At 62.3% G+C, this 22,752-nt stretch carries 22 protein-coding genes; 10 read left to right on the top strand and 12 right to left on the bottom strand.

All coding sequences use genetic code 11. The features are described 5' to 3' along the window. Positions 1-9: 9 nt before the first annotated feature. From mazG to PDR5_RS21245, 6 genes are all read right to left on the bottom strand, one after another. Positions 10-852 (bottom strand): nucleoside triphosphate pyrophosphohydrolase, encoded by an 843-nt coding sequence (mazG, locus tag PDR5_RS21220; protein ID WP_064598637.1) that lies wholly within the window; start codon positions 850-852, stop codon positions 10-12. Then, on the bottom strand, positions 849-3,092 hold the full coding sequence (relA, locus tag PDR5_RS21225) for a GTP diphosphokinase (RefSeq protein ID WP_007957789.1): 2,244 nt from the start codon (positions 3,090-3,092) through the stop codon (positions 849-851). Before relA ends, mazG begins: the two co-directional genes overlap by 4 nt. 88 nt (positions 3,093-3,180) lie before the next feature. Beyond that, positions 3,181-4,566: a 23S rRNA (uracil(1939)-C(5))-methyltransferase RlmD gene (gene rlmD / locus PDR5_RS21230; RefSeq protein ID WP_064598640.1), complete on the bottom strand. Its 1,386-nt coding sequence runs from the start codon at positions 4,564-4,566 to the stop codon at positions 3,181-3,183. Further along, positions 4,566-5,468 carry a cysteine synthase CysM gene (gene cysM / locus PDR5_RS21235; RefSeq protein ID WP_064598642.1) on the bottom strand — a complete coding sequence of 301 codons (903 nt, stop codon included), beginning with the start codon at positions 5,466-5,468 and terminating at the stop codon, positions 4,566-4,568. Before cysM ends, rlmD begins: the two co-directional genes overlap by 1 nt. A 170-nt stretch (positions 5,469-5,638) precedes the next feature. Continuing rightward, positions 5,639-7,063, bottom strand: a complete 1,425-nt coding sequence (locus PDR5_RS21240; RefSeq protein WP_064598644.1) for a HAMP domain-containing sensor histidine kinase — start codon at positions 7,061-7,063, stop codon at positions 5,639-5,641. Then, positions 7,050-7,772, bottom strand: a complete 723-nt coding sequence (locus tag PDR5_RS21245; RefSeq protein ID WP_064598646.1) for a response regulator transcription factor — start codon at positions 7,770-7,772, stop codon at positions 7,050-7,052. The genes PDR5_RS21240 and PDR5_RS21245 overlap by 14 nt, the downstream gene beginning before the upstream one ends. Before the next feature lie 216 nt (positions 7,773-7,988). Here PDR5_RS21245 and PDR5_RS21250 point away from each other — a divergent pair, with 216 nt between their 5' ends. Further along, positions 7,989-10,742: a response regulator gene (locus PDR5_RS21250; protein WP_064600919.1), complete on the top strand. Its 2,754-nt coding sequence runs from the start codon at positions 7,989-7,991 to the stop codon at positions 10,740-10,742. Between the two features lie 83 nt (positions 10,743-10,825). Further along, positions 10,826-11,815 (top strand): 2-hydroxyacid dehydrogenase, encoded by a 990-nt coding sequence (locus PDR5_RS21255; protein WP_064598649.1) that lies wholly within the window; start codon positions 10,826-10,828, stop codon positions 11,813-11,815. A gap of 10 nt (positions 11,816-11,825) precedes the next feature. On the opposite strand, the gene PDR5_RS21260 is transcribed toward PDR5_RS21255, so the two are convergent. Beyond that, a complete protein-coding gene (locus PDR5_RS21260; RefSeq protein ID WP_064598651.1) occupies positions 11,826-12,266 on the bottom strand; it encodes a hypothetical protein in 441 nt (146 codons plus the stop codon). A gap of 133 nt (positions 12,267-12,399) precedes the next feature. On the opposite strand from PDR5_RS21260, the gene PDR5_RS21265 reads away from it, so the two are divergent. Both PDR5_RS21265 and PDR5_RS21270 read left to right on the top strand, forming a co-directional pair. After that, positions 12,400-12,834: a hypothetical protein gene (locus PDR5_RS21265; RefSeq protein ID WP_064598653.1), complete on the top strand. Its 435-nt coding sequence runs from the start codon at positions 12,400-12,402 to the stop codon at positions 12,832-12,834. Beyond that, a complete protein-coding gene (locus PDR5_RS21270; protein ID WP_039772881.1) occupies positions 12,834-13,238 on the top strand; it encodes an META domain-containing protein in 405 nt (134 codons plus the stop codon). Before PDR5_RS21265 ends, PDR5_RS21270 begins: the two co-directional genes overlap by 1 nt. A 61-nt stretch (positions 13,239-13,299) precedes the next feature. On the opposite strand, the gene PDR5_RS21275 is transcribed toward PDR5_RS21270, so the two are convergent. Beyond that, positions 13,300-13,767, bottom strand: coding sequence for a TlpA disulfide reductase family protein (locus PDR5_RS21275; RefSeq protein ID WP_064598655.1), 468 nt, complete (start codon positions 13,765-13,767; stop codon positions 13,300-13,302). Positions 13,768-13,881: 114 nt separating this feature from the next. Between PDR5_RS21275 and arsC the strand changes: the two genes are divergently transcribed. From arsC to PDR5_RS21290, 3 genes are read left to right on the top strand one after another with little or no spacing between them, the layout of a single operon-like run. Next, complete coding sequence (arsC, locus tag PDR5_RS21280) at positions 13,882-14,235, top strand: arsenate reductase (glutaredoxin) (RefSeq protein ID WP_064598657.1); 354 nt, start codon at positions 13,882-13,884, stop codon at positions 14,233-14,235. After that, positions 14,232-14,828: an NAD(P)H:quinone oxidoreductase gene (wrbA, locus tag PDR5_RS21285; protein ID WP_007957765.1), complete on the top strand. Its 597-nt coding sequence runs from the start codon at positions 14,232-14,234 to the stop codon at positions 14,826-14,828. The genes arsC and wrbA overlap by 4 nt, the downstream gene beginning before the upstream one ends. A gap of 1 nt (position 14,829) precedes the next feature. Then, a complete protein-coding gene (locus PDR5_RS21290) occupies positions 14,830-15,255 on the top strand; it encodes a DUF2069 domain-containing protein (protein ID WP_064598659.1) in 426 nt (141 codons plus the stop codon). A 153-nt stretch (positions 15,256-15,408) separates the two neighbouring features. On the opposite strand, the gene PDR5_RS21295 is transcribed toward PDR5_RS21290, so the two are convergent. Next, entirely contained in the window at positions 15,409-16,083 is a 675-nt protein-coding gene (locus PDR5_RS21295) for a DNA-3-methyladenine glycosylase I (RefSeq protein WP_039772888.1), read from the bottom strand. Between the two features lie 131 nt (positions 16,084-16,214). Continuing rightward, the gene (gene ttcA, locus PDR5_RS21300; RefSeq protein ID WP_064598661.1) at positions 16,215-17,039 is read right to left on the bottom strand and encodes a tRNA 2-thiocytidine(32) synthetase TtcA; all 825 of its coding nucleotides are present in this window, start codon (positions 17,037-17,039) and stop codon (positions 16,215-16,217) included. A gap of 289 nt (positions 17,040-17,328) precedes the next feature. Here ttcA and PDR5_RS21305 point away from each other — a divergent pair, with 289 nt between their 5' ends. Both PDR5_RS21305 and PDR5_RS21310 read left to right on the top strand, forming a co-directional pair. Beyond that, positions 17,329-17,931, top strand: a complete 603-nt coding sequence (locus tag PDR5_RS21305) for a Yip1 family protein (RefSeq protein WP_007957761.1) — start codon at positions 17,329-17,331, stop codon at positions 17,929-17,931. Between the two features lie 160 nt (positions 17,932-18,091). Beyond that, positions 18,092-18,586: a SprT family zinc-dependent metalloprotease gene (locus tag PDR5_RS21310; protein WP_007957760.1), complete on the top strand. Its 495-nt coding sequence runs from the start codon at positions 18,092-18,094 to the stop codon at positions 18,584-18,586. Between the two features lie 149 nt (positions 18,587-18,735). Here PDR5_RS21310 and PDR5_RS21315 read toward each other — a convergent pair whose 3' ends face one another. Both PDR5_RS21315 and PDR5_RS21320 read right to left on the bottom strand, forming a co-directional pair. Next, complete coding sequence (locus PDR5_RS21315) at positions 18,736-19,917, bottom strand: CaiB/BaiF CoA transferase family protein (protein WP_064598663.1); 1,182 nt, start codon at positions 19,915-19,917, stop codon at positions 18,736-18,738. Between the two features lie 145 nt (positions 19,918-20,062). Beyond that, positions 20,063-21,397: a dicarboxylate/amino acid:cation symporter gene (locus tag PDR5_RS21320; protein WP_039772890.1), complete on the bottom strand. Its 1,335-nt coding sequence runs from the start codon at positions 21,395-21,397 to the stop codon at positions 20,063-20,065. Between the two features lie 353 nt (positions 21,398-21,750). Between PDR5_RS21320 and PDR5_RS21325 the strand changes: the two genes are divergently transcribed. After that, complete coding sequence (locus tag PDR5_RS21325) at positions 21,751-22,749, top strand: AraC family transcriptional regulator (RefSeq protein ID WP_064598665.1); 999 nt, start codon at positions 21,751-21,753, stop codon at positions 22,747-22,749. Positions 22,750-22,752 lie beyond the last annotated feature (3 nt).

The following is a 22,752-nucleotide window of genomic DNA, read 5'->3' on the forward strand; positions in this document are numbered from 1 at the left end:
GGCAACGGCTCAGCCACAGCTGGGCGAATTCTTTTCCTGACGTTTGGCTTCGCCCCACAGGGCGTCCAACTCTTCGAGGGTGCAATCTTCCATGGGTCGGTGGGTGTCGCGCAATGCCTGTTCGATAAAACGGAAACGTCGCTCGAACTTGGCGTTGGCGCCACGCAATGCGGTTTCCGGATCGACCTTCAGGTGCCGGGCCAGATTGACCACGGAAAACAGCAGGTCACCGATCTCGTCGGCCACCGCTTGCGGGTCATTTTCGGACATGGCTTCGAGCACTTCATCGAGCTCTTCACGGACCTTGTCCAGCACCGGCAAGGCATCCGGCCAGTCGAAACCGACCTGACCGGCGCGCTTCTGCAACTTGGCCGAGCGGGATAATGCCGGCAACGCAGCAGGCACATCGTCGAGCAGTGACAGTTGCTGCGGCTCGGTGGATTTCCCGGCGCGCTCCTCGGCCTTGATTTCCTCCCAGCGCTGCTTGACCTGCTCTTCACTCAGACGCGGCACGTCCAGCGACGCATACAGATCGCCAGTGGGGAACACATGCGGATGACGACGGATCAGTTTGCGGGTGATGCCGTCGACCACGCCGGCGAATTCGAATCGCCCTTCTTCCCGGGCCAACTGGCTGTAATACACCACCTGAAACAGCAGATCGCCCAACTCGCCCTGCAAGTGGTCGAAGTCGCCGCGCTCGATGGCGTCGGCGACTTCGTAGGCCTCTTCAAGGGTGTGTGGAACGATGGTCGCGTAAGTCTGCCTGATATCCCACGGGCAACCATACTGCGGGTCACGCAGACGGTTCATCAGGTGCAGCAGGTCGTCAAGGCTGTAGGTCGGTTTCATGGAGTCCGGTTACGCCGCGTTTCGATGATGTTCGGCAACTGGGAAATCCGCCCCAGCAACCGCCCCAGCGCGTCCAGACCCGGAATCTCGATGGTCAGGGACATCAGCGCGGTGTTGTCCTCCTTGTTCGAGCGGGTGTTGACCGCCAGCACGTTGATCCGCTCGTTGAGCAGCACCTGCGAGACGTCACGCAGCAGACCGGAACGATCGTAGGCGCGGATGACGATGTCCACCGGATAGGTGAGCACCGGCACCGGGCCCCAGCTGACCTGGATGATCCGCTCCGGCTCGCGCCCGGCCAGTTGCAACACCGAGGCGCAGTCCTGGCGGTGAATGCTCACGCCACGGCCCTGGGTGATGTAACCGACGATCGCATCGCCCGGCAACGGCTGGCAGCAGCCGGCCATCTGGGTCATCAGGTTGCCGACGCCCTGGATCTGAATGTCGCCGCGCTTGCCCGGTTTGTAGCCGGTGGCCTTGCGCGGAATCAGCTCCAGCTGTTCGTTGCCGCGTTCCGGCTCGACCAGTTGTTGCGCCAGATTGACCAGTTGCGCCAGACGCAGGTCGCCGGCACCGAGGGCGGCGAACATGTCTTCGGCGGTTTTCATGTTGGCCTTGTCGGCCAGCTTGTCAAAATCCACCGCCGGCAGGCCGAGGCGATTGAGCTCGCGCTCGAGCAGGGTCTTGCCCGCCGCGACGTTCTGGTCGCGCGCCTGCAACTTGAACCAGTGCACGATCTTCGCCCGCGCCCGGGACGTGGTGACGTAGCCCAGGTTCGGGTTCAGCCAGTCGCGGCTCGGAGTGCCGTGCTTGCTGGTGATGATCTCGACCTGTTCACCGGTCTGCAGGCTGTAGTTGAGCGGAACGATGCGCCCGTTGATCTTCGCGCCACGGCAGTTGTGGCCGATTTCGGTGTGTACGCGGTAGGCGAAGTCCAGCGGCGTCGCGCCCTTCGGCAAGTCGATGGCGTGACCGTCCGGGGTGAAGATGTAGACCCGGTCCGGCTCGATATCGACCCGCAGCTGTTCGGCGAGACCACCGATGTCGCCCAACTCCTCGTGCCACTCGAGCACCTGACGCAGCCAGGAGATTTTCTCTTCGTAGTGATTGGAGCCGGACTTGACGTCGGTGCCCTTGTAGCGCCAGTGCGCGCAGACACCGAGTTCGGCCTCTTCGTGCATCGAATGGGTCCGGATCTGGACTTCCAGCACCTTGCCTTCCGGGCCGATTACCGCCGTGTGCAGCGAGCGGTAGCCGTTCTCTTTCGGGTTGGCGATGTAGTCGTCGAACTCTTTCGGGATGTGCCGCCACAGGGTGTGGACGATACCGAGCGCGGTGTAGCAGTCGCGCATTTCCGGCACCAGCACGCGCACCGCACGCACGTCGTAGATCTGGCTGAACTCCAGACCCTTGCGCTGCATTTTGCGCCAGATCGAATAGATGTGTTTGGCCCGGCCGCTGATGTCGGCTTCGACGCCGGTGGCCTGCAGTTCGTCCTTGAGCTGGGTCATCACGTCGGCGATGAAACGCTCGCGGTCGAGCCGCCGCTCATGCAGCAGCTTGGCAATCTGTTTGTATTGATCGGGCTCCAGGTAACGGAAGGACAGGTCCTCCAGTTCCCATTTGATATGACCGATGCCGAGTCGATGCGCGAGCGGCGCATAGATGTCGAACACTTCCCGGGCGACCCGGTTACGTTTTTCGTCGTCGGCGGTTTTCACCGCGCGGATCGCACAGGTGCGTTCGGCGAGTTTGATCAGCGCGACACGCACGTCGTCGACCATCGCCACCAGCATCTTGCGCAAGTTTTCCACCTGGCCCTGGGTGCCAAGCACCATCGACTGGCGCGGGCTGAGGCTGGCACTGATCGCCGCCATGCGCAGCACGCCGTCGATCAGCTTGGCGACCACCGGGCCGAAGCGCTGGCTGACCGCTGCGAGTTCAATCTGACCTTCGCGTACGCCGCGATACAGAACCGCGGCAACCAGCGAATCCTGATCGAGCTTGAGGTCGGCGAGGATCTCGGCGATCTCAAGGCCCGTGCTGAAACTGCCGCTGCCTTCGGACCAGAGATTCTTCGCGGCATTGGATTGCTGCTCGGCCTGGCGAGCGTACTCGCAGGCCTCTTTCAAGGCTTCGCGATCCAGTGCCAGATCGACACTGACCGCGTGATCGAGCCAAGCCTCGAGATTGATACTGCCGTCAGTGTTGATCGGCTGGTGTGCTCTCACCTGTACCATCTTGCTTTACCTTCCCTACGACGCAGATTCAATGCGTCAAATCACTGACCGTCAATGCCCGTTCGCGCTCGCGGGGCCAAGGCGAGCGCTACGGACGACCAGTCGGATCAGACGAGCCATCCTGGCTCGCTTCAAATAACGCCATGGCCTCGACATGTGCCGTCTGAGGAAACATATCGAGAATCCCGGCACGTTTTAACCGGTAGCCCTGCTTGATCAATTCGACCGTATCGCGCGCCAGAGTTGCAGGGTTGCACGACACGTACACCAACCGTTTGGCGCCCAAGGCCGCCAGCTTGCGCACCACCTCGAAAGCACCGTCGCGCGGTGGGTCCAAGAGTACCGCAGAAAAGCCGTTTCCGATCCACTGGGCATCGGTCAAAGGCTGGGATAAATCGGCCTGAAAAAACTTTGTGTTATGCAAATTGTTGCTAGCGGCATTGGCCGCCGCGCGATCGACCATGGTCTGCACGCCTTCGACCGCCACCACTTCACGCGCAGCTTTCGCCAGCGGCAGGGCGAAGTTGCCGAGACCGCAAAACAGGTCGAGCACGCGCTCATCGCTCGTCGGTTTCAACCAGTCCAGCGCCTGGGCGACCATGGCCTCGTTGACCCCGGCGTTGACCTGGATGAAATCCCCCGGCCGGTAGGCCAGTTGCAGGTCCCATTGTTCCAGGCGGTAACCGAGCGACTGTGCATCATCCACTGGCTGCGGTTCGCCTTCGCCATGCAGCCAGAGCTGCGCTTCATGGAACGCGCAGAAATCCTTGAGGATCGTCAGGTCGGCCTCGGACAGCGGCGCCACGTGACGCAGCAGGACGGCGAGTGACGAGCCGCTGAACAGTTCGACATGCCCCAGCGCCTGAGGCTTGCTCAAGCGCCGCAGCATCTCCGGCAAACGGGCCATGATCGGTTGCAAGGGCTGTACCAGCACCGGGCATTCGCTGATCGCGACGATGTCCTGACTGCCGGCGGCACGGAAACCGACTTCAAGCTGTTTGGCCTTGCTGTCCCAGCGCACGGCGATCCGGGCGCGGCGACGGTAGCCGAATTCGGGGCCGGTCAACGGCGCCGCCCACTCTTCGGGCTCGGCACCGGCGACTCGCGACAACTGCTCGGCGAGCATGCGCTGTTTCAGGGCAAGCTGTTCGTTGTGGGGCAGATGCTGAACGCTGCAACCACCGCAACGTCCGGCATGCTGACAAGGTGTGGGACGACGCAATTGACTGGCGCTGAACACGCGCTCGGTACGCGCCTCGACCACTTTGCCGTGGGCGCCGAGCACCCGCGCTTCGACCTCTTCACCGGCGAGGGCGCCGAGGACGAACCAGGTCTTGCCTTCAAAAAACGCGATGCCGCGACCGTCATTGGCCAGGCGCTCGATGCTCAGACGCTGCTTTTTGCCGGTCGGGATTTGCGCGGCCTTGCTGCCGCCGGTGGGCTGGAAGCGCAGGCCTCTCTCATGCTTGGCCATCAGTTGGGCGCGTCGAAAATGCCGGTCGACAGGTAACGGTCGCCACGGTCGCAGATGATCGCGACGATCACCGCGTGTTCAACTTCTTTGGACAGGCGCAGCATCGCTGCCACCGCACCGCCCGAGGACACGCCACAGAAGATGCCTTCTTCGCGGGCCAGACGCCGGGTGACGTCCTCGGCTTCGCTTTGCGCCATGTCGACGATGCGGTCAACGCGGTCGGCCTGGTAGATCTTCGGCAGGTATTCCTGCGGCCAGCGGCGGATGCCGGGAATGGCCGAGCCTTCCATCGGTTGCAGGCCGACGATCTGCACCTTGTCGTTCTGCTCCTTGAGGTAGCGCGACACGCCCATGATGGTGCCGGTGGTACCCATGGAGCTGACGAAATGGGTGATGGAGCCCTGGGTCTGACGCCAGATTTCCGGGCCGGTGGTGGTGTAGTGCGCTTCAGGATTGTCGCCGTTGGCGAACTGATCCAGCACCTTGCCACGGCCTTCGGCTTCCATCCGCTGGGCGAGATCGCGAGCGCCTTCCATGCCCTCTTCCTGGCTGACCAGAATCAGCTGCGCGCCGTAAGCGGTCATCGCCGCCTTACGCTCGGCACTGGAGTTGTCCGGCATGATCAGGATCATCTTGTAACCCTTGATCGCGGCGGCCATCGCCAGGGCGATCCCGGTGTTGCCCGAAGTCGCTTCGATCAGCGTATCGCCTTCGTGGATCTGCCCGCGCAACTCGGCACGGGTGATCATCGACAGCGCCGGACGATCCTTGACCGAACCCGCCGGGTTGTTCCCTTCGAGCTTGAGCAAAAGGGTGTTGCTGGTGACACCGGGCAGGCGCTGCAAACGCACCAGCGGCGTGTTGCCGACGCAATCGGCGATGGTTGGGTACTGCAAGGTCATGGCGTTTTTTCGCAATCCGGACTGCGGGGGCGCCTATCATACCGGCAAACCTGCGCAGGCCATATCACGCAAAGTGTGGTGCTTATGGTTTCTTGGAATAAGCAATAAAAGTCGCGCCAGTGGTGCGACTTTTAAATAGTGTCAGCAGCGCTGACACTTTCTTGTGCAGCTCAAACGATCTGCGGGCGGCTCATGTCCACTGTGGCAGCTGGCTTGCCAGCGAAGACGTCGGGACTGACAGCACTGTCATCCGCCACCAACCGCAGATTCAAGCGCAATCCCGACGGGCCGTTCTCGGCCCACAGGGTTCCGCCCTGGCGTTGCACCGCGTTCCTCGCGATGCTCAGGCCCAGACCAAATCCACCGTCCCCCGGCCGCGAGCCGTCGAGTCGGATGAAGAGCGAGAAGATCCGCTCCAGATCCGCCTCGGCCACGCCGCCACCCTCGTCCTCCAGCCACAGGTGCCAGTAATCGCCATCCCGTCGACCATCGAGCCGCACGATGCCGCCCGGTGGCGAATGTCGAATCGCATTACGCAGAATGTTTTCCAGTGCCTGGGCCAGGGTGTTGAGATTGCCGCGCACCCAGCACGAGGCCTCCACCCCGCACTGCAACTGCCCCATCGGACAGCAGCTTTCGTAGCAGGCGTTTTCCGTGAGCATTTCCCACAGCGCCTGAATCTGGATCGCTTCGTCCGGCAACGGCGCGCGTTCGGTGTCGAGCCAGGCCAACTGCAGGGTGTCCTCCACCAATCGCTGCATCACGTCGACTTCGCGACCGATACGTTCGCGCAGCGGTTGCAGCTGCTGCTCGCTTTCGCTGGCGACCCGCAACCGACTCAGGGGCGTGCGCAGTTCGTGGGACAGGTCGCGCAACAGTTGCTGTTGCAGGGCCACGGTGGATTGCAGGCGTTCGGACATCGAGTCGAAAGCACGGGCCAGTTCGCCAAGCTCATCGGGCCGCTGGGTGATGCCGCTCGACAACCGCACATTCAATTGATCGGCACGCCACGCATTGGCCTGCTCGCGCAGATTGTTCAGCGGCACCACGAGCAGGCGATACAGACCGACGCACAGCAGCAAGGTGAACAGACCTGGAATCACCCCGTTGGTGATGACGCGCCAGAACACCCGGTATTTGCCCGGCAGAAATCGCTCGGGCAACTCGATCACCAGACTGCCGGCGGTCGGGTCAGTGGGAAATGGAACCCGCAGCCACGGCCGGCCCTTTTTGTGAATCGGCCAGTCAAGGCCGCGCAGGAAGGTCAGGCGTTGAAGCTCTTGAGCGTTCAACGGCTGGCTGCCCAGCGACTGCAGGTTGCCGCCGATCACGCCGACCCAGCCGGCTTCGCGCAACTCCATGCTCTGTAACCAGCTATCGATGCCATCGCGCCCGCCCTGCTGCCAGGCGCGCTCGGCCTCGGAGGCATAACGGCTCAGCGTGCGACGGGCGTCGTCGGAGAGGAACTGGTTGCGCTGCTCCATGTACCGGCCCCAGGACCAGCTCAGCCAGATCATCAACAGACAGAACGCCACCAACAGGCAGGCGAGTTTCCAGAACAGCGAGTGCCGGCCCGGCAGGTCAGACACTTTCATCGATGGCACTCAGGACGTAACCCTTGCCCCACACCGTGCGCACTTCCCGCTCGGTGTAGCAGACTGACTTGAGTTTGCGGCGGATCTGGCTGATGTGCATGTCGAGGCTGCGGTCGTGGGCCGCATAGCCGCGTTGCAGAACGTGCTGATAAAGGAAGGCCTTGCTCAGCACTTCCTCGTCGTTGCGGTTGAGGGTTTCCAGCAGACGGTATTCGCTGCGGGTCAGGCCGGCCGGTTGATTACGGTAGAACACATCGCACTGCTCGTCGTCGAAACGCAGCCCGCTGGCCGGCATCACCGGGGCGGCGACAGCCGGGCGCCGGTCGAGCGCGACGCGCCGCAGGATCGCCTCGATGCGCACATGTAACTCGGCCATGCTGAAAGGTTTGGGCAGGTAGTCATCGGCGCCGAGGCGGAAACCGCTGATACGGTCGGCCTCGGCACCCAGCGCCGACATCAGCAGCACCGGGGTGGAATGGCTCTGACGCAGTTGAGTCAGGACATTCAATCCATCCAGCCCCGGCAACAGAATATCCATCAACACCACATCGAACGGCTGGCGCCGGGCAATGCTCAGGCCTTCGCTGCCGTTCTGGCACCAGGTGACCTGGAAGCCGCTGCGGCCCAGTTGTTCATGGACATAGGCACCGAGGACGGGATCGTCTTCGATGGAAAGAATGCGGGGTTGGCCAATAGAGACAGGAGTCATGACTATCTGCAAATAATTCTCAGTTGGGCGATTATTCAAGATTGCCCGGCGCCCGGCAACCCAAGCTTGACCTGTCGGACAGATGACCGGCCTGAGAGTGAACAACCACGACATCATTTTTCCCAAGATTGCCCGCAAGCAAATCGCTACACTGCGCCGATACCGCGTGCCGGACGCACGTGTGAGTCAACGATCAGCGGGATGCAGGAGAAAGGCGTGCTCAAGAAACTGGGAATCAAAGGTCGCGTATTGTTGCTGACCCTGTTGCCGACCAGCCTGATGGCACTGGTGCTGGGCGGGTACTTCACCTGGACGCAGCAATCCGACCTGCAAGCTCAACTGATGCAGCGCGGCGAAATGATCGCCGAGCAACTGGCTCCGCTGGTGGCACCGGCCATGGGCCACGGCGATGCCGAACTGCTCGAGCGCATCGCCACCCAGTCCCTCGAACAACCAGACGTGCGCGCCGTGACCTTCCTCGCGCCCGACCGCTCTCCTCTCGCCCACGCCGGCCCGACCATGCTCAATCAGGCGCCGAGCGGTGACAGCGCGCACCTGCTGCGACGCAGCGGCAACGATGCCACCCGCTATCTGCTGCCGGTCTTCGGCAAACACCGCAACCTCGCCGGCGAGCTGATCCCGCAAGAATCCGACCGCCTGCTCGGCTGGGTTGAACTGGAGCTGTCGCACAACGGCATGTTGTTGCGCGGCTACCGAAGCCTGTTCGCCAGTCTGTTGCTGATTGGTGCGGGGCTGGCCGGCGCCGCGCTGCTGGCCTTGCGCATGGGCCGCACGATCAACCGCCCGCTGAGCCAGATCAAACAGGCCGTCGCCCAGCTCAAGGACGGTCATCTGGAAACCCGCCTGCCACCGCTGGGCAGTCAGGAACTGGATGAACTGGCGTCCGGCATCAACCGCATGGCCGGCACCCTGCAGAACGCCCGGGAAGAATTGCAGCACAGCGTCGATCAGGCCACCGAAGACGTGCGCCAGAACCTGGAAACCATCGAGATCCAGAACATCGAGCTGGACCTCGCCCGCAAGGAAGCGCTGGAAGCGAGCCGGATCAAATCCGAATTCCTCGCCAACATGAGCCACGAGATCCGCACGCCGCTCAACGGCATTCTGGGGTTCACCCACCTGTTGCAGAAAAGCGAACTGACCCCGCGCCAGCTCGACTACCTGGGCACCATCGAAAAATCCGCCGACAGCCTGCTGGGGATCATCAACGAGATCCTCGATTTCTCGAAGATCGAGGCCGGCAAACTGGTGCTCGACCATATTCCGTTCAACCTGCGCGACCTGTTACAGGACACCCTGACCATCCTCGCCCCCGCCGCGCACGCCAAGCAGCTGGAACTGGTGAGTCTGGTGTACCGCGATACACCGCTGTCGCTGGTCGGTGATCCGCTGCGGCTCAAGCAGATCCTGACCAACCTGGTGAGTAACGCGATCAAGTTCACCCGCGAAGGCACCATCGTCGCCCGCGCCATGCTCGAAGAAGAAAACGACGACAGCGTGCAGTTGCGCATCAGTATTCAGGACACCGGCATCGGTTTGTCGAACCAGGACGTGCGCGCGTTGTTCCAGGCCTTCAGCCAAGCTGACAACTCACTGTCGCGCCAACCCGGCGGCACGGGTCTGGGGCTGGTGATTTCCAAGCGCCTGATCGAACAGATGGGCGGCGAAATCGGCGTCGACAGCACCCCGGGTGAAGGTTCGGAATTCTGGATCAGCCTGAACCTGCCCAAGACCCGCGACGATGCCGAAGACCTGCCCGCCGCGCCGTTGCTCGGGCGCCGTGTGGCGGTGCTGGAAAATCACGAACTGGCGCGTCAGGCCCTGCAACATCAGCTGGAAGACTGCGGCCTCGATGTCACGCCGTTCAACACGTTGGAAAGCCTGACCAATGGCGTTACCGGCGCCCATCAGACCGATCAGGCCATCGATCTGGCGGTGCTCGGCATCACCAGTAACGACATGCCGCCGGAGCGCCTCAACCAGCACATCTGGGACCTTGAGCACCTCGGTTGCCGGGTGCTGGTGTTGTGCCCGACCACCGAGCTGACGCTCTATCACCTTTCGGTGCCCAACCCTCACAGTCAGTTGCAATCGAAACCGGCCTGCACCCGCAAACTGCGCCGGGCCTTGTCGGACATGGTCAACCCGCGCCAGCAGCGCAGCGAACCGGGCGAACCGTTGTCGAGCCGCGCGCCGAAAGTGCTGTGCGTCGACGACAACCCGGCCAACCTGTTGCTGGTGCAGACGCTGCTCGAAGACATGGGCGCCAAGGTGCTGGCCGTGGAAAGCGGTTATGCCGCAGTCAAGGCAGTGCAGAACGAAACCTTCGATCTGGTGCTGATGGACGTGCAGATGCCCGGCATGGACGGACGCCAGAGCACCGAGACGATTCGCCAGTGGGAAAGCGAGCGGCACTGCACGCCGCTGCCGATCGTCGCCCTCACCGCCCACGCCATGGCCAATGAAAAACGCGCGCTGCTGCAAAGCGGCATGGACGACTACCTGACCAAGCCGATCAGCGAGCGGCAACTGGCGCAGGTGGTGCTGAAGTGGACCGGCCTGGCGCTGCGCAATCAGGCGCCGGACCGTGGCGGCGAAAGCCTGCTGGGCAATCAGGAACTGCCGATTCTCGATCACGAAGAAGGTTTGCGCCTGGCCGCCGGCAAGGCGGATCTGGCGGCGGACATGCTGGCGATGCTGCTGGCCTCGCTCGAGGCCGATCGCGAAGCCATTCGCACCGCCCGCGACAGTCAGGATCAGAACGGTCTGCTGGAACGGGTGCACCGCCTGCATGGCGCCACCCGTTACTGCGGCGTGCCGCAATTGCGCGCCGCCTGCCAGCGCAGCGAAACCCTGCTCAAGCAGCAGGACCCCAAGGCCTCGACCGCGCTGGACGAGCTGGAACGGGCGATCAATCGTCTGGCGGCCCAGGCGAAGATCAGCGCCTGATCCACGGCAATGCCGGTCAACGCCGACGCGGCTACAGTTGTCGCGGGTGAATTGCGCCCGCGTCGATGCTCCAGGAGGATTTCATGCGCACGATCGTTTTCAGCAGCCAGACCTACGACCGCGACAGTTTCCTCGCCGCCGAATGCCCGGCCGGGATCGAACTGCACTTTCAGCCGGCCCGGCTCAGTCTCGACACGGCGGCGCTGGCCGAACATCACGAGGTAGTCTGCGCCTTCATCAACGATGACCTGAGCGCGCCGGTGCTGGAACGTCTGGCGGCCGGCGGCACACGCTTGATCGCCTTGCGTTCCGCCGGCTACAACCATGTGGATCTGGCCGTCGCCAAACGCCTCGGACTGGCCGTCGTGCGTGTACCAGCCTACTCGCCCCACGCGGTGGCCGAGCATGCGGTGGCGTTGATCCTCGCCCTCAACCGGCGCCTGCATCGCGCCTACAACCGCACCCGCGAAGGCGATTTCAGCCTGCACGGTCTTACCGGTTTCGATCTGGTGGGCAAGACGGTCGGCATCGTCGGCACCGGACAGATCGGCGCGACCTTCGCGAAAATCATGCACGGCTTTGGCTGCGAACTGCTGGCCTACGACCCTTATCCGAATCCCGCCGTCGAAGCGTTGGGCGCGCGCTACCTGAACCTGCCGGATCTGCTGGCGCAAGCACGGATCATCAGCCTGCACTGCCCGCTCAACGAGCAGAGCAGACACCTGATCAACCGCAATTCGCTGGCGCACATGCAACCGGGGGCGATGCTGATCAACACCGGGCGCGGCGGTCTGGTGGACACGCCAGCGCTGATCGACGCCTTGAAGGACGGCCAGCTCGGTTATCTGGGACTGGATGTGTATGAAGAGGAAGCGCAGCTGTTTTTCGAGGACCGTTCCGACCTGCCGCTACAGGACGACGTGCTGGCGCGGCTGCTGACGTTCCCCAATGTGATCGTCACCGCGCATCAGGCGTTTCTGACCCATGAGGCGCTGGGCGCGATTGCCGCGACCACCCTGCACAACATCGCGACCTGGGCGGCGGGTACGCCGCAGAACCAGGTCGAGGGCTGAACGGTCGGACTCAGACCGGAGGCGGCGTCGGGGTAATCGCTACGCACAGGATCAACAGCGCCAGCCAGCCGAACCCCAGTAAACGCTGCTTGAGGGAGTGCCCGTTGCGCAGCAGGAACCAGACAAACACCAGCGGCATCAGAAACGCCATGATCTTCAGCCAGCCTTCCACCGGGCGCGAGCCGTCCGGGTTCAGCACCGGCTCGACCGGCTGCGAACGACGGCGTCGCCCCGCAGCGGCCGGCATGATCTTCGGCCGCTCGGGTGCCGGCGGCGGGACATAAGCCTCGGGCACGGCCTTGTTGCGCGGCAGGCTGCCAAAGGAAATTGTCGACGTGCCCGTCTGGGCGTGCGAAGCAGGCGCCTCTGCCAGCGGGGCCCCGCAATGAATGCATGCCGTGGCTTCGGAGCTGATGCTCCGCTTGCATTCATAACATTCGATCAGCGCCATGTTCCGTTCCTTGAAAATGAAGGCGGCAGTTTGCCACGACTGCGGTGTCGATTTGAACCGGATCGAAGGTCGCACGCGCGCATCATTCTGCAATCAAGCCCGTGCTAGCATGTCGCGCATATTTGGAGGACCCATGGTCGAACACGATTTCCGCTACACCCTGATGAACCCGCAACACACCCTCACCGAATGCCGCGCCCTGGTTCCGGGCCGTTATCAGGTCACCGGCAACGGTGGCTCGATCCGCATCGGCGACGTGCTGGTCGTAACCCTCAAAGGCAGCAAGGACTTGTCCATGCGCCTGACCGTCGACACCGTCCGCCACCTGATCAACCCGCCGGGTCAATGGACTGCCATGACCACCGGCCCGGTGTTTGGTGAGCTGGCGATCCACACCTGGCAGGTCAACTGCGACAGCTGCGCCAGGGAGCTGAGCTTCGAATTCGCCGTGGACGCCAAGTTGGGCAAGCCTGCGGAAAAACCGGCCGCCACCGCACGCATCGCCGAGCTCGGCTGGAAAGCCGTTGGCGACAAGCACCTGTGCCCGAAATGCCAGGAGCCGGCGTGATGAAACACCTGGCCCTGACCGCTGTTGTCGGCGCCGGCCTGATGGGTTGCGCCGCGGAGCCTGTGCAACTGCAACAGAACCGCAGCTACATTCTGGAATGGATCGGCGAGCGTCCGCTGATGGACTACAGCCACCTGACCGTGACCCTTGGCGATGATGGCCGGGCGTATGGCAATGGCGGCTGCAACCACTGGTTCGCGCCGTACACTCTGGAAGGCGACAAGCTGAGCTTCGGCAAGATCGGCAAGACCCGCAAACTCTGCGCACCGGCGCTCATGGAGCAGGAGCAACGCTTCCTCCAGGCCCTGGAGCATGTTGAGCGCTGGGACATCTCGCCGATCGAGCAGATGCGCTTCTGGCCCGCCGAAGGCAAGCCGCTGCGCTGGTGGCTGGAAGAAGGCTGATCTTCAGATCGCCCCTTGATCATTCCCGCGCTCCGGCGTGGGAATGATCAGCCAAGGCGAATCAGTTGGTCGCCTGCAACGCCTCAAGCTTCGCCATCACCCCCGCCGCTGTCTGCTCGCCCAGCAACTGTTCCCGCACCTTGCCCTTGTTGTCGATGATGTAGGTCACCGGCAAGGCCTCACTGCGCGGCAGCTCGAACAGTTCCGACGGATCCTGCGCCAGCACCGTGAATTTGATGCCCAGTTTTTCGCTGGCGCTCTTCAGCTCTTCACCCTGCACATTGTCGAAGTTGACCCCGAACACGCCGATCTTCTTGCCCTTGAGCTCTTCGGCCAAATGATTGAGTTCCGGGATTTCCGTGCGGCACGGGCCGCACCATTCGGCCCAATAGTTCAGCACGACCCATTGTTTGTCGAGGCGCTCGGACGCCACTTTCTGCCCGTTCTGGTCGATGCCGTAGTCGTTACCGCAGCCCCCCAGCATCAACGCCCCGATGATCGTCAATGCCGCTGCCAGTGCCCGTGTCATGTCGTGTTCCTTGTGAAAAATTGAATGCGCCTGCGACCCACCGCCTCCCAAGGTTCTGGATTGCGCGCTGCACAGTTAGAATAGCCGCCACTCTACGCAAGAAGCGACCCGCCCATGACCGATCTGACGCTTTATCACAACCCGCGCTGCTCGAAATCCCGCGGTGCGCTCGAACTCCTCGAAGCCCGTGGCCTGACGCCAAACGTGGTGCGCTACCTCGAAACGCCGCTGGACGCCGCGCAGATCAAGGCTTTGCTCGGCAAGCTCGGAATCAGCGCACGGCAACTGCTGCGCACCGGCGAAGACGAATACAAGACCTTGAACCTGGCCGATGCCAGTCTCACCGAGCAGCAATTGATCGAAGCCGTCGCGGCCCATCCGAAGCTGATGGAGCGACCGATTCTCGAAGCCGGCGACAAAGCCATTATCGGCCGTCCACCGGAGCAGATCCTGGAGCTGCTGCCGTGAGTGCGCCGTACATTCTGGTTCTGTATTACAGCCGCAGCGGCTCGACCAACGAGATGGCCCGGCAGATCGCCCGTGGCGTCGAGCAGGCGGGCCTCGAAGCACGCCTGCGCACCGTGCCGGCGATCTCCACCGAGTGTGAAGCCGTGGCACCGGACATTCCGGATGAAGGCGCGCTGTACGCCACATTGGATGACCTGAAGAACTGCGCCGGCCTGGCCCTCGGCAGCCCGACCCGTTTCGGCAACATGGCCGCGCCGCTCAAGTACTTCCTCGATGGCACCAGCAACCTGTGGCTGACCGGCGCACTGGTCGGCAAGCCGGCCGGAGTGTTCACCTCCACCGCCAGCCTGCACGGTGGTCAGGAAACCACCCTGCTGTCGATGATGCTGCCGCTGCTGCACCACGGCATGCTGATCACCGGCCTGCCTTACAGCGAATCGGCGCTGCTGGAAACCCAGGGCGGCGGCACGCCTTACGGCGCCAGCCATCACGCTGGGGCCGACGGCAAAAGCGGTCTCGATCAGCACGAAGTGGCGCTGTGCCGCGCCCTCGGTGCACGTCTGGCCAAGACCGCCCAGAAGCTGGGGAACTGAGATGGCCAAAAAGCCGAAAGTCCTGCCCGCCGTCGAATGGCTGGAGCCACGGGTGCGGGCCATGCGGGTGATCAGTCTGCTGTGCTTTTTCGGCCTGGCTGGATTGCTCGCCGCTTATTACCTGGTGTTCGCCGACCTGCACGGCGCGCGGCCGTGGGTGATTCTGCTGATCGAGCTGATCCCGTGGATCGTGCTCGCACCGGGCATGATCATGGGCAGCGCACGCGGGCATTCGTGGATGTGCTTTGTGGTGAACCTGTATTTCATCAAGGGCGCGCTGGCCGCATACGACCCGAGCCGGCAGCTGTTTGGCGTGCTGGAGATGATCGCCAGTCTGGCGGTGTTCTGCTCGGCGTTGCTGTATGTGCGCTGGCGGTATCAGCTGAATCGCAAACTGGCGGGCGAAGGCGAAATCTCCGTCGCCTGACAGACCGCTATCGCTGGCAAGCCAGCTCCCACCGGTTTCGGGATCGTTCCCACGCTCCGCGTGGGAATGCCGCCCGGGACGCTCTGCGTCCCTGAGACGCGGAGCGTCTCTTTATGCATTCCCACGCAGAGCGTGGGAACGATCACTCTGAGCTCAATGGTTGACGGTGTAAGCCAGCATCATCGAGATCTGGCTCATCGGCCGTCCGCCACTCTCTTCATGCCACTGGTTGAACGCGTTCTGCACAGTCGCCAGATCCCGCAGGCTGGTGGGTGCCTTGTCGACGATCTTCTGTGCATTCAACGCCGCGACCACGTCGTAGCTCGGCACAAAGGTGTCCTTGCCAACCATCCGCAGGAACCGCGGCGCCGACAGCCCGCCCAATTGATGGCCGTGCTTTTTCAGGTAGGTCCACAAACCGACGATGTCGGTCACCGGCCAGTCGGCCAGCAACGCACCGAAACTGCCCTTCTCTTTCTCGACGTCCAGAATGAACTGCGCATTGCGCGGCACGCTTTTCAGCTTGCCCAGGTGACGGATGATCCGCGCATCCTGCATCAGCCGTTCAAGGTGTTCGGCACTCATCAGCACGACCTTTTCCGGGTCGAACTTGAAGAACACTTCTTCGAAGGCCGGCCACTTGGCGTCCACCAGACTGTGCTTGAGCCCGGCGCGAAATACCCGCAGGGCCATGGTCGAGAGATAACGGTCGTCGCTGATCTTGCGCAGTTGCGCCGGGGTCTTGGGAACGGGCAGATGGGCTTCCAGTTCAGCCGCCGAACCGAAGCGGTTCAGACAGTATTCGTGCAGCCACTTGTAGTCGCGCATGCCCTCTCCTTTTGAATGAAACGAAAAACCAATGTGGGAGCCAGCCTGCTGGCGATAGCGCAGTGTCAGTCACCCATGTAGGGCTGGCACACCGCAATCGCCAGCAGGCTGGCTCCCACAATGGGTACGGCTTACAGGTTTACGACGTTGACGAAACGCGAAGCGGCGGTCTCGTCGATCTTCAGGCTGGTGAAGTCAAACAGGTTACGGTCGGCCAGTTGCGACGGGATCACGTTCTGCAAGCTGCGGAAAATGCTCTCGGTACGGCCCGGGGTCTTGCGTTCCCAGTCCACCAGCATTTCCTTGACCACCTGACGCTGCAGGTTTTCCTGGGAACCGCAGAGGTTGCACGGGATGATCGGGAATTGCTTGAAGTCCGAGTAGGCCTGGATGTCTTTCTCGTTGCAGTAGGCCAGCGGACGGATCACCACGTTGCGCCCGTCATCGGCGCGCAGCTTCGGCGGCATGGCCTTGAGGCTGCCGTTGAAGAACATGTTGAGGAAGAACGTCTCGACGATGTCGTCGCGATGATGACCGAGGGCCATTTTGGTCGCGCCGATTTCGTCGGCGAAGGTGTACAGCGTGCCGCGACGCAGGCGCGAGCACAGCGAGCAGGTGGTCTTGCCTTCCGGGATCAGCTCCTTGACCACCGAGTAGGTGTCCTTCTCGACGATGTGGTACTCGATGCCCAGCTCTTTCAGGTAGGCCGGCAGCACGTGTTCGGGGAAACCCGGCTGCTTCTGGTCCATGTTCACGGCGACAATCTCGAACTTGATCGGTGCAACCTTCTGCAGGTGCATCAGCACGTCGAGCATGGTGTAGCTGTCCTTGCCCCCAGACAGGCAGACCATGACCTTGTCGCCGTCTTCGATCATGTTGAAGTCGGTGACGGCTTCGCCCGCCAGGCGGCGCAGGCGCTTTTGCAGTTTGTTCTGGTTGACCGTAAGAGTGCCCATGACGCGAAATCCGTGAGGTGTGACGAAAGGCGGGCATTTTACGCAAAAACACTGGGCTTGTGGCCACAGGTTGTCGCCGCTCGCAGCGCCCTTCTACACAGACCTCGACGCGATTACCCCGAGGTTTTACAGCGCGATTTGCTCTAAGCCCCTATCACCTGTGCGGTTAAGACCTTTCTATACTGCGACATAAGGTCGCACACAATCTGAAGACCTGTATTTGCTCGGCCGCATTGGCCCGTAGGCGCTCCGCTGGGGGGCGATGGCAATAACGAGAGGAGTGACTGGCATGATCCATCACGTAGTGGGACTTTTTACCCACCCCGATCAGGAATGGAAGGAAATCCGTGGCGACCAGGAAGAAAGCATCAGCCACATGTACCTGACGCACACGCTGATCCTGGCGGCGATCCCCGCTGTTTCGGCCTTTATCGGCACCACCCAGGTCGGCTGGGTGATCGGCAACCGCGCACCGGTGATGCTCACCGTCGAAAGCGCGTTGTGGATGACGATCATGTCTTATCTGGCAATGCTCGGCGGGGTCGCGGTCATGGGTGCCTTCGTGCACTGGATGGCCCGCACCTATGACGCCAACCCGAGCCTGGCCCGTTGCGTGGCATTTGCCACCTACACCGCGACACCGCTGTTCGTCGGCGGGCTGGCGGCGCTCTATCCGCACATGTGGCTGGGGATGATCGTCGGCACGGCGGCCATCTGCTACACGGTGTATCTGTTGTATGTGGGCCTGCCGACCTTCATGAACATTCCGTCCGACGAGGGCTTCCTGTTTTCCAGCTCGGTGCTGGCGGTGGGTCTGGTGGTGCTGGTGGCCATCATGGCGTTTACCGTGATCGTCTGGGGACTGGGCGTGGGGCCCGTCTACACCAATTAGCAATCGGTTCATCCCGAGAAAAACAAGATCCGCCAACACAGGCCGCCGCAAGGCGGCCTTCTCGTGCCGGTTGAAAAGGAGCGACGACCATTCGGCAGTTCGACGATTCGCAACGCCCCGGGGTTGCGGCATACTCGACGCCTCTGGAGATCCATCAAGCATGCCCGAGCAACTCAATACCCGCGTCGAAGACTGTTTCCAACTCGCTGAATCCTTTTTCAAACGTCCCTTCAAACGCCCCGTGGTGAGCCTCAAGCTGCGCGGGCAAAAAGCCGGGGTCGCGCATCTGCACGAGAACCTGCTGCGCTTCAATCCGCAGCTGTACCGGGAAAACACCGAGCACTTCCTCAAGCAGACCGTGGCCCACGAAGTCGCACACCTGATCGCCCATCAACTGTTCGGCGATCGCATCCAGCCCCACGGCGAGGAGTGGCAACTGATCATGCGCGGCGTCTACGAATTGCCACCGGATCGCTGTCACACCTATGAAGTCAAACGCCGCAGCGTGACCCGCTACATCTATAAATGCCCGTGTGCGGACAGCGATTTTCCGTTTTCGGCGCAGCGCCATAGCCTGGTCCGGCAGGGGCGGCGGTATCTGTGCCGGCGCTGTCGCAATACGCTGGTGTTCAGTGGCGAGATGCGGGTCGAATAACCTGGATTTTGTGTTGTCTGGTCGGGCCTCTTCGCGGGCAAGCCCGCTCCCACAGTGTCCGGTGTGTTCACAGCCTCTGTGTACGACACGTAACCTGTGGGAGCGGGCTTGGTCCGGGCGGCGATCCGACGAAGAGGCCGCAACAGGCACTAGAGAACGACCTTTGCCCGCCGCAACTCGGCAATCCGCTCAGGGCTCAACCCCAACTCCGCCAACACCTGATCCGTATGCTGCCCCAGCGCCGCGCCAACATGCCGTGGCGCCGGCAACGCCTCGGAAAACTTCAGCGGGCAAGCGATCTGCGCCTGCGCCGAGCCATCGCCACGGGGCACCTGCGTCACCAGTTCCCGCGCCTGCAATTGCGGATGGCGCACCGCCTCGCCCAGATTCAGCACCGGTTCGACACAGGCATCGATTCCGGCGAACAGCTCACACAGTTCGGCAAAGTCATGCTTCTCGAACTCGACCTTCAAGGCGTCCTTGAGCGCCTGCTGTTGCTCGGGTCTGGGTGACAAGCCCTGCGCCGCCAGCTCCGGCCGACCCAGCGCCGCACACAGTTGCTGCATGAAGGCCGGTTCCAGACTGCCCACCGACATCCAGCGCCCGTCTCGAGAGCGGTAGTAATCGTAGAAACTGCCGCCATTGAGCATCTGCTCTTCCCAGCCCGGCTCTTCGCCGCAGGCCAGATACCCGGCTCCGGCCATGGCGTTCAGGCTGAACGCGCAGTCGGTCATGCTCACGTCCAGATGGGTGCCCTGCCCGGTTTGCTGACGGGAAATCACCGCTGCCAGCAGACCGATCACCCCGTGCAGCGAGCCGCCCGCCACATCCGCTACCTGCATGCCCAGCGGCAACGGCCCGCTGCCGGCGCGCCCGGTGTAACTGGAGAGCCCCGCCAGCGCCAGATAGTTGATGTCGTGGCCGGCGCGATCCTTGTACGGCCCGGTCTGGCCGTAACCGGTGATCGATACGTAAATCAGCTTCGGATTGATCGCCTTCAGCGCCTCGTAACCCAGCCCCAGGCGCTCCATCACTCCGGGTCGGAATTGCTCCAGCACGATGTCGTAATCCACCAGCAACTGCTTCACCAGCTCCAGCGCTTCGGGCTGCTTGAGGTCCAGTGCCAGGCTGCGCTTGTTGCGGTTGAGATACGCGTGACTGGCCGAGACGCCGTGATCGTGAGGCGGCAACACCCGCACCAGGTCGAGCCGGTTCGGCGATTCGATGCGCAGTACCTCGGCGCCCATGTCCGCTAGCAGCAGCGAGGCGAACGGCCCCGGCAGCAGGGTCGAGAAATCCAGAATCTTCAGTGAGGCCAGCGGTGCAGACATGGGCATTCTCCATCAACGATGCATGCAGCCTAGGCAGCCATCGGCGATGGGGCAATTACCGGATCCATCAGTTGCGCTGACCGTTGCGCTCAAACAGCAGACAAGAAAAAACCCGCCGAAGCGGGTTTTTCCATTCGAGCGATGCTTACTTCACATTGCTCGGGGTCGGGCCTTCGGCCACGCCCAGGTCGTCTTCTTGACGCTCGTCAGAGATACCGCGACCGCCCGAGGCCAGCTCGGATTGCAGCACGTCGGTGTCCAGCTCCTTGACCCACTTGGCCACGACGATAGTCGCTACGGCGTTGCCGACCAGGTTGGTCAGGGCGCGGGCTTCGGACATGAAGCGGTCGATACCGAGGATCAGCGCCAGACCGGCCACCGGCAGGTGACCTACGGCCGACAGGGTGGCCGCCAGTACGATGAAGCCCGAACCGGTCACACCGGCTGCGCCTTTGGAGGACAGCAGCAGCACCAGCAGCAGGGTGATCTGATGGGTGATGTCCATGTGGGTGTCGGTCGCCTGAGCGATGAACACGGCCGCCATGGTCAGGTAGATCGAGGTACCGTCGAGGTTGAACGAGTAGCCGGTCGGGATGACCAGACCTACCACCGATTTCTTCGCGCCCAGACGTTCCATCTTGATCAGCATGCGTGGCAGTGCCGATTCCGACGAGGACGTACCCAGTACGATCAACAGCTCTTCACGGATGTAGCGCACCAGTTTGAACACGCTGAAACCGTGAGCCCGGCAGATCGCACCCAGCACCAGCACGACGAACAGTACGCAGGTGATGTAGAAGCAGATCATCAGCTGACCCAACTGCACCAGCGAGCCGACACCGTAGGCACCGATGGTGAACGCCATGGCGCCCAGCGCACCGAGTGGCGCCAGTTTCATGATCATGTTGATGATGTTGAACATCACGTGGGCGAAGCGATCGATCATGTCCAGCAGCGGACGACCGTATGAACCCAGGCGATGCAGCGCATAGCCAAAGATTACCGAGAACATCAACACTTGCAGGATGTCACCGGTGGCGAATGCGCCGACGATGGTGTTCGGGATCACGTTGAGGAGGAAGCCAACGATGCTCTGGTCTTTACTGGCCGTCACATAAGTGGCGATTTTCGAGGCGTCCAGGGTGGTGACGTCGATGTGCATGCCGGCGCCCGGCTGCACAACGTTGACCACGACCAGACCGATCAGCAGGGCAATGGTGGAAACGATTTCGAAGTACAGCAGCGCGTAGCCGCCGGTCTTGCCCACGGATTTCATGTTCTGCATGCCGGCGATGCCGCTGACAACGGTACAGAAGATGATCGGCGCAATGACCATTTTGATCAGTTTGATGAACCCGTCACCCAGTGGCTTGAGCGCCACACCGGTCTGTGGGTAGAAGTGACCGAGCAGGATGCCGATGGCGATGGCAACGATCACCTGGAAATACAGGGATTTGTACAGTGGCTGACGAGTCGTCATTGCAAAGTTCCTCAAGAGTCCCGCGTTGCAACATCCATCTGTTGAACGCGACACCTGAATTGCGAACCCTCCTGCACTGGAGGGATTTGTTGTGTCGAACGGCGCTTTTCCGGACCGGCTCGGCGCACGCTTCTGTCGCTCTTATCGCAAACGTCGTGCCACTTTGGTGCAAATCGCTGCAAGCCTTTTGATATCAGGGGATTCGAGTTTTTCTGTGTCACCATTCGGTGACTCAAGTGTGGCGGATTTCCGCCAACTCGCCCGACCTCGTCCTACAATTTGGCGGAAATCCGCCTTGTTACCGATCAAAGGCAGCCGCTACCATCGGTCGCCAGAGGAAGGATCTGCCGCTCATGCGCGAACGTACCATCGCCAGTCACTTTGCCCGCGCCGCCCTCGGTGGCGCGCGGCGCTCGGGTTACGATTATTCGGACCTGCTGCAGCAACTGGGCATCAGCCCCGAACTGCTCGACGAGCCGCGCGCGCGGATCGCCCCGGAACAATTCACCCAGTTGATCCAGGACCTGTGGCTGGCCCTGGACGACGAATACCTGGGTTTCGGCAACGCGCCGAGCAAGCCCGGCAGCTTCGCCATGATGTGCCACGCGATCATTCATTGCCGCAGCCTGGAAAAGGCTCTGCAACGCGGCTTATTGTTTTATAGCCTATTCCCCGAAGCCCCGCGCCTGACCCTGACCCATGAAGACGAATGGGTGCGCCTGAGCCTCGACGATGCGCAATTGTGGGATCCGGATCACTTTCTCAGCGAGAGCCTGCTGGTGATCTGGCATCGCCTCGGCAGCTGGCTGATCGGCCAGCGGATTCGTCTTGAACAGGCGAGCTTCAGCTACCCGAAACCGGCGCACGGGGCGGAATACGACCTGCTGTTTTCCTGCCCGCTGGAGTTCTCGGCAACGCAAAGCAGCCTGGTGTTTCACAGCCGCTATCTGCACATGCCGCTGTTGCAGGACGAACGCACCCTCAAGCATTTCCTCGAACGCTCCCCCGCCGACCTGCTGTCCCGCCCGGACGACGGCAACAGCCTGAGCAGCCGACTGCGTCGCTTGCTCAGCCACGACAGCGCACGCTGGCCGGATCTGGAAGCCGTGGCCGCACACCTGCACATCAGCCCGCAAACCCTGCGCCGGCATCTGCGCGAGGAAGGCACCAGTTTTCAGGAATTGAAGGATCAGTTGCGGCGGGACATCGCGATTTATCACCTGGGGCGGGCCGATCTGTCGTTGCAACAGATCGCCGAACAGCTCGGGTTTTCCGAGCCGTCGGCGTTTCACCGGGCGTTCAAGAAGTGGACGGGGCTGACGCCGGGGGCGTATCGGGCGCAGGAGCAGTAGGCC

It is taken from the genome of Pseudomonas sp. DR 5-09, from assembly GCF_001655595.1.
Taxonomy (GTDB): Bacteria; Pseudomonadota; Gammaproteobacteria; order Pseudomonadales; family Pseudomonadaceae; genus Aquipseudomonas; species Aquipseudomonas pharyngis.

Coding starts and splice junctions, on each gene's coding strand:
- mazG (WP_064598637.1), bottom strand. CDS start 852: ATGAAACCGACCTACAGCCTTGACGACCTGCTGCACCTGATGAACCGT.
- relA (WP_007957789.1), bottom strand. CDS start 3,092: ATGGTACAGGTGAGAGCACACCAGCCGATCAACACTGACGGCAGTATC.
- rlmD (WP_064598640.1), bottom strand. CDS start 4,566: ATGGCCAAGCATGAGAGAGGCCTGCGCTTCCAGCCCACCGGCGGCAGC.
- cysM (WP_064598642.1), bottom strand. CDS start 5,468: ATGACCTTGCAGTACCCAACCATCGCCGATTGCGTCGGCAACACGCCG.
- PDR5_RS21240 (WP_064598644.1), bottom strand. CDS start 7,063: ATGAAAGTGTCTGACCTGCCGGGCCGGCACTCGCTGTTCTGGAAACTC.
- PDR5_RS21245 (WP_064598646.1), bottom strand. CDS start 7,772: ATGACTCCTGTCTCTATTGGCCAACCCCGCATTCTTTCCATCGAAGAC.
- PDR5_RS21255 (WP_064598649.1), top strand. CDS start 10,826: ATGCGCACGATCGTTTTCAGCAGCCAGACCTACGACCGCGACAGTTTC.
- PDR5_RS21260 (WP_064598651.1), bottom strand. CDS start 12,266: ATGGCGCTGATCGAATGTTATGAATGCAAGCGGAGCATCAGCTCCGAA.
- PDR5_RS21265 (WP_064598653.1), top strand. CDS start 12,400: ATGGTCGAACACGATTTCCGCTACACCCTGATGAACCCGCAACACACC.
- PDR5_RS21270 (WP_039772881.1), top strand. CDS start 12,834: ATGAAACACCTGGCCCTGACCGCTGTTGTCGGCGCCGGCCTGATGGGT.
- PDR5_RS21275 (WP_064598655.1), bottom strand. CDS start 13,767: ATGACACGGGCACTGGCAGCGGCATTGACGATCATCGGGGCGTTGATG.
- arsC (WP_064598657.1), top strand. CDS start 13,882: ATGACCGATCTGACGCTTTATCACAACCCGCGCTGCTCGAAATCCCGC.
- PDR5_RS21290 (WP_064598659.1), top strand. CDS start 14,830: ATGGCCAAAAAGCCGAAAGTCCTGCCCGCCGTCGAATGGCTGGAGCCA.
- PDR5_RS21295 (WP_039772888.1), bottom strand. CDS start 16,083: ATGCGCGACTACAAGTGGCTGCACGAATACTGTCTGAACCGCTTCGGT.
- ttcA (WP_064598661.1), bottom strand. CDS start 17,039: ATGGGCACTCTTACGGTCAACCAGAACAAACTGCAAAAGCGCCTGCGC.
- PDR5_RS21305 (WP_007957761.1), top strand. CDS start 17,329: ATGATCCATCACGTAGTGGGACTTTTTACCCACCCCGATCAGGAATGG.
- PDR5_RS21310 (WP_007957760.1), top strand. CDS start 18,092: ATGCCCGAGCAACTCAATACCCGCGTCGAAGACTGTTTCCAACTCGCT.
- PDR5_RS21315 (WP_064598663.1), bottom strand. CDS start 19,917: ATGTCTGCACCGCTGGCCTCACTGAAGATTCTGGATTTCTCGACCCTG.
- PDR5_RS21320 (WP_039772890.1), bottom strand. CDS start 21,397: ATGACGACTCGTCAGCCACTGTACAAATCCCTGTATTTCCAGGTGATC.
- PDR5_RS21325 (WP_064598665.1), top strand. CDS start 21,751: ATGCGCGAACGTACCATCGCCAGTCACTTTGCCCGCGCCGCCCTCGGT.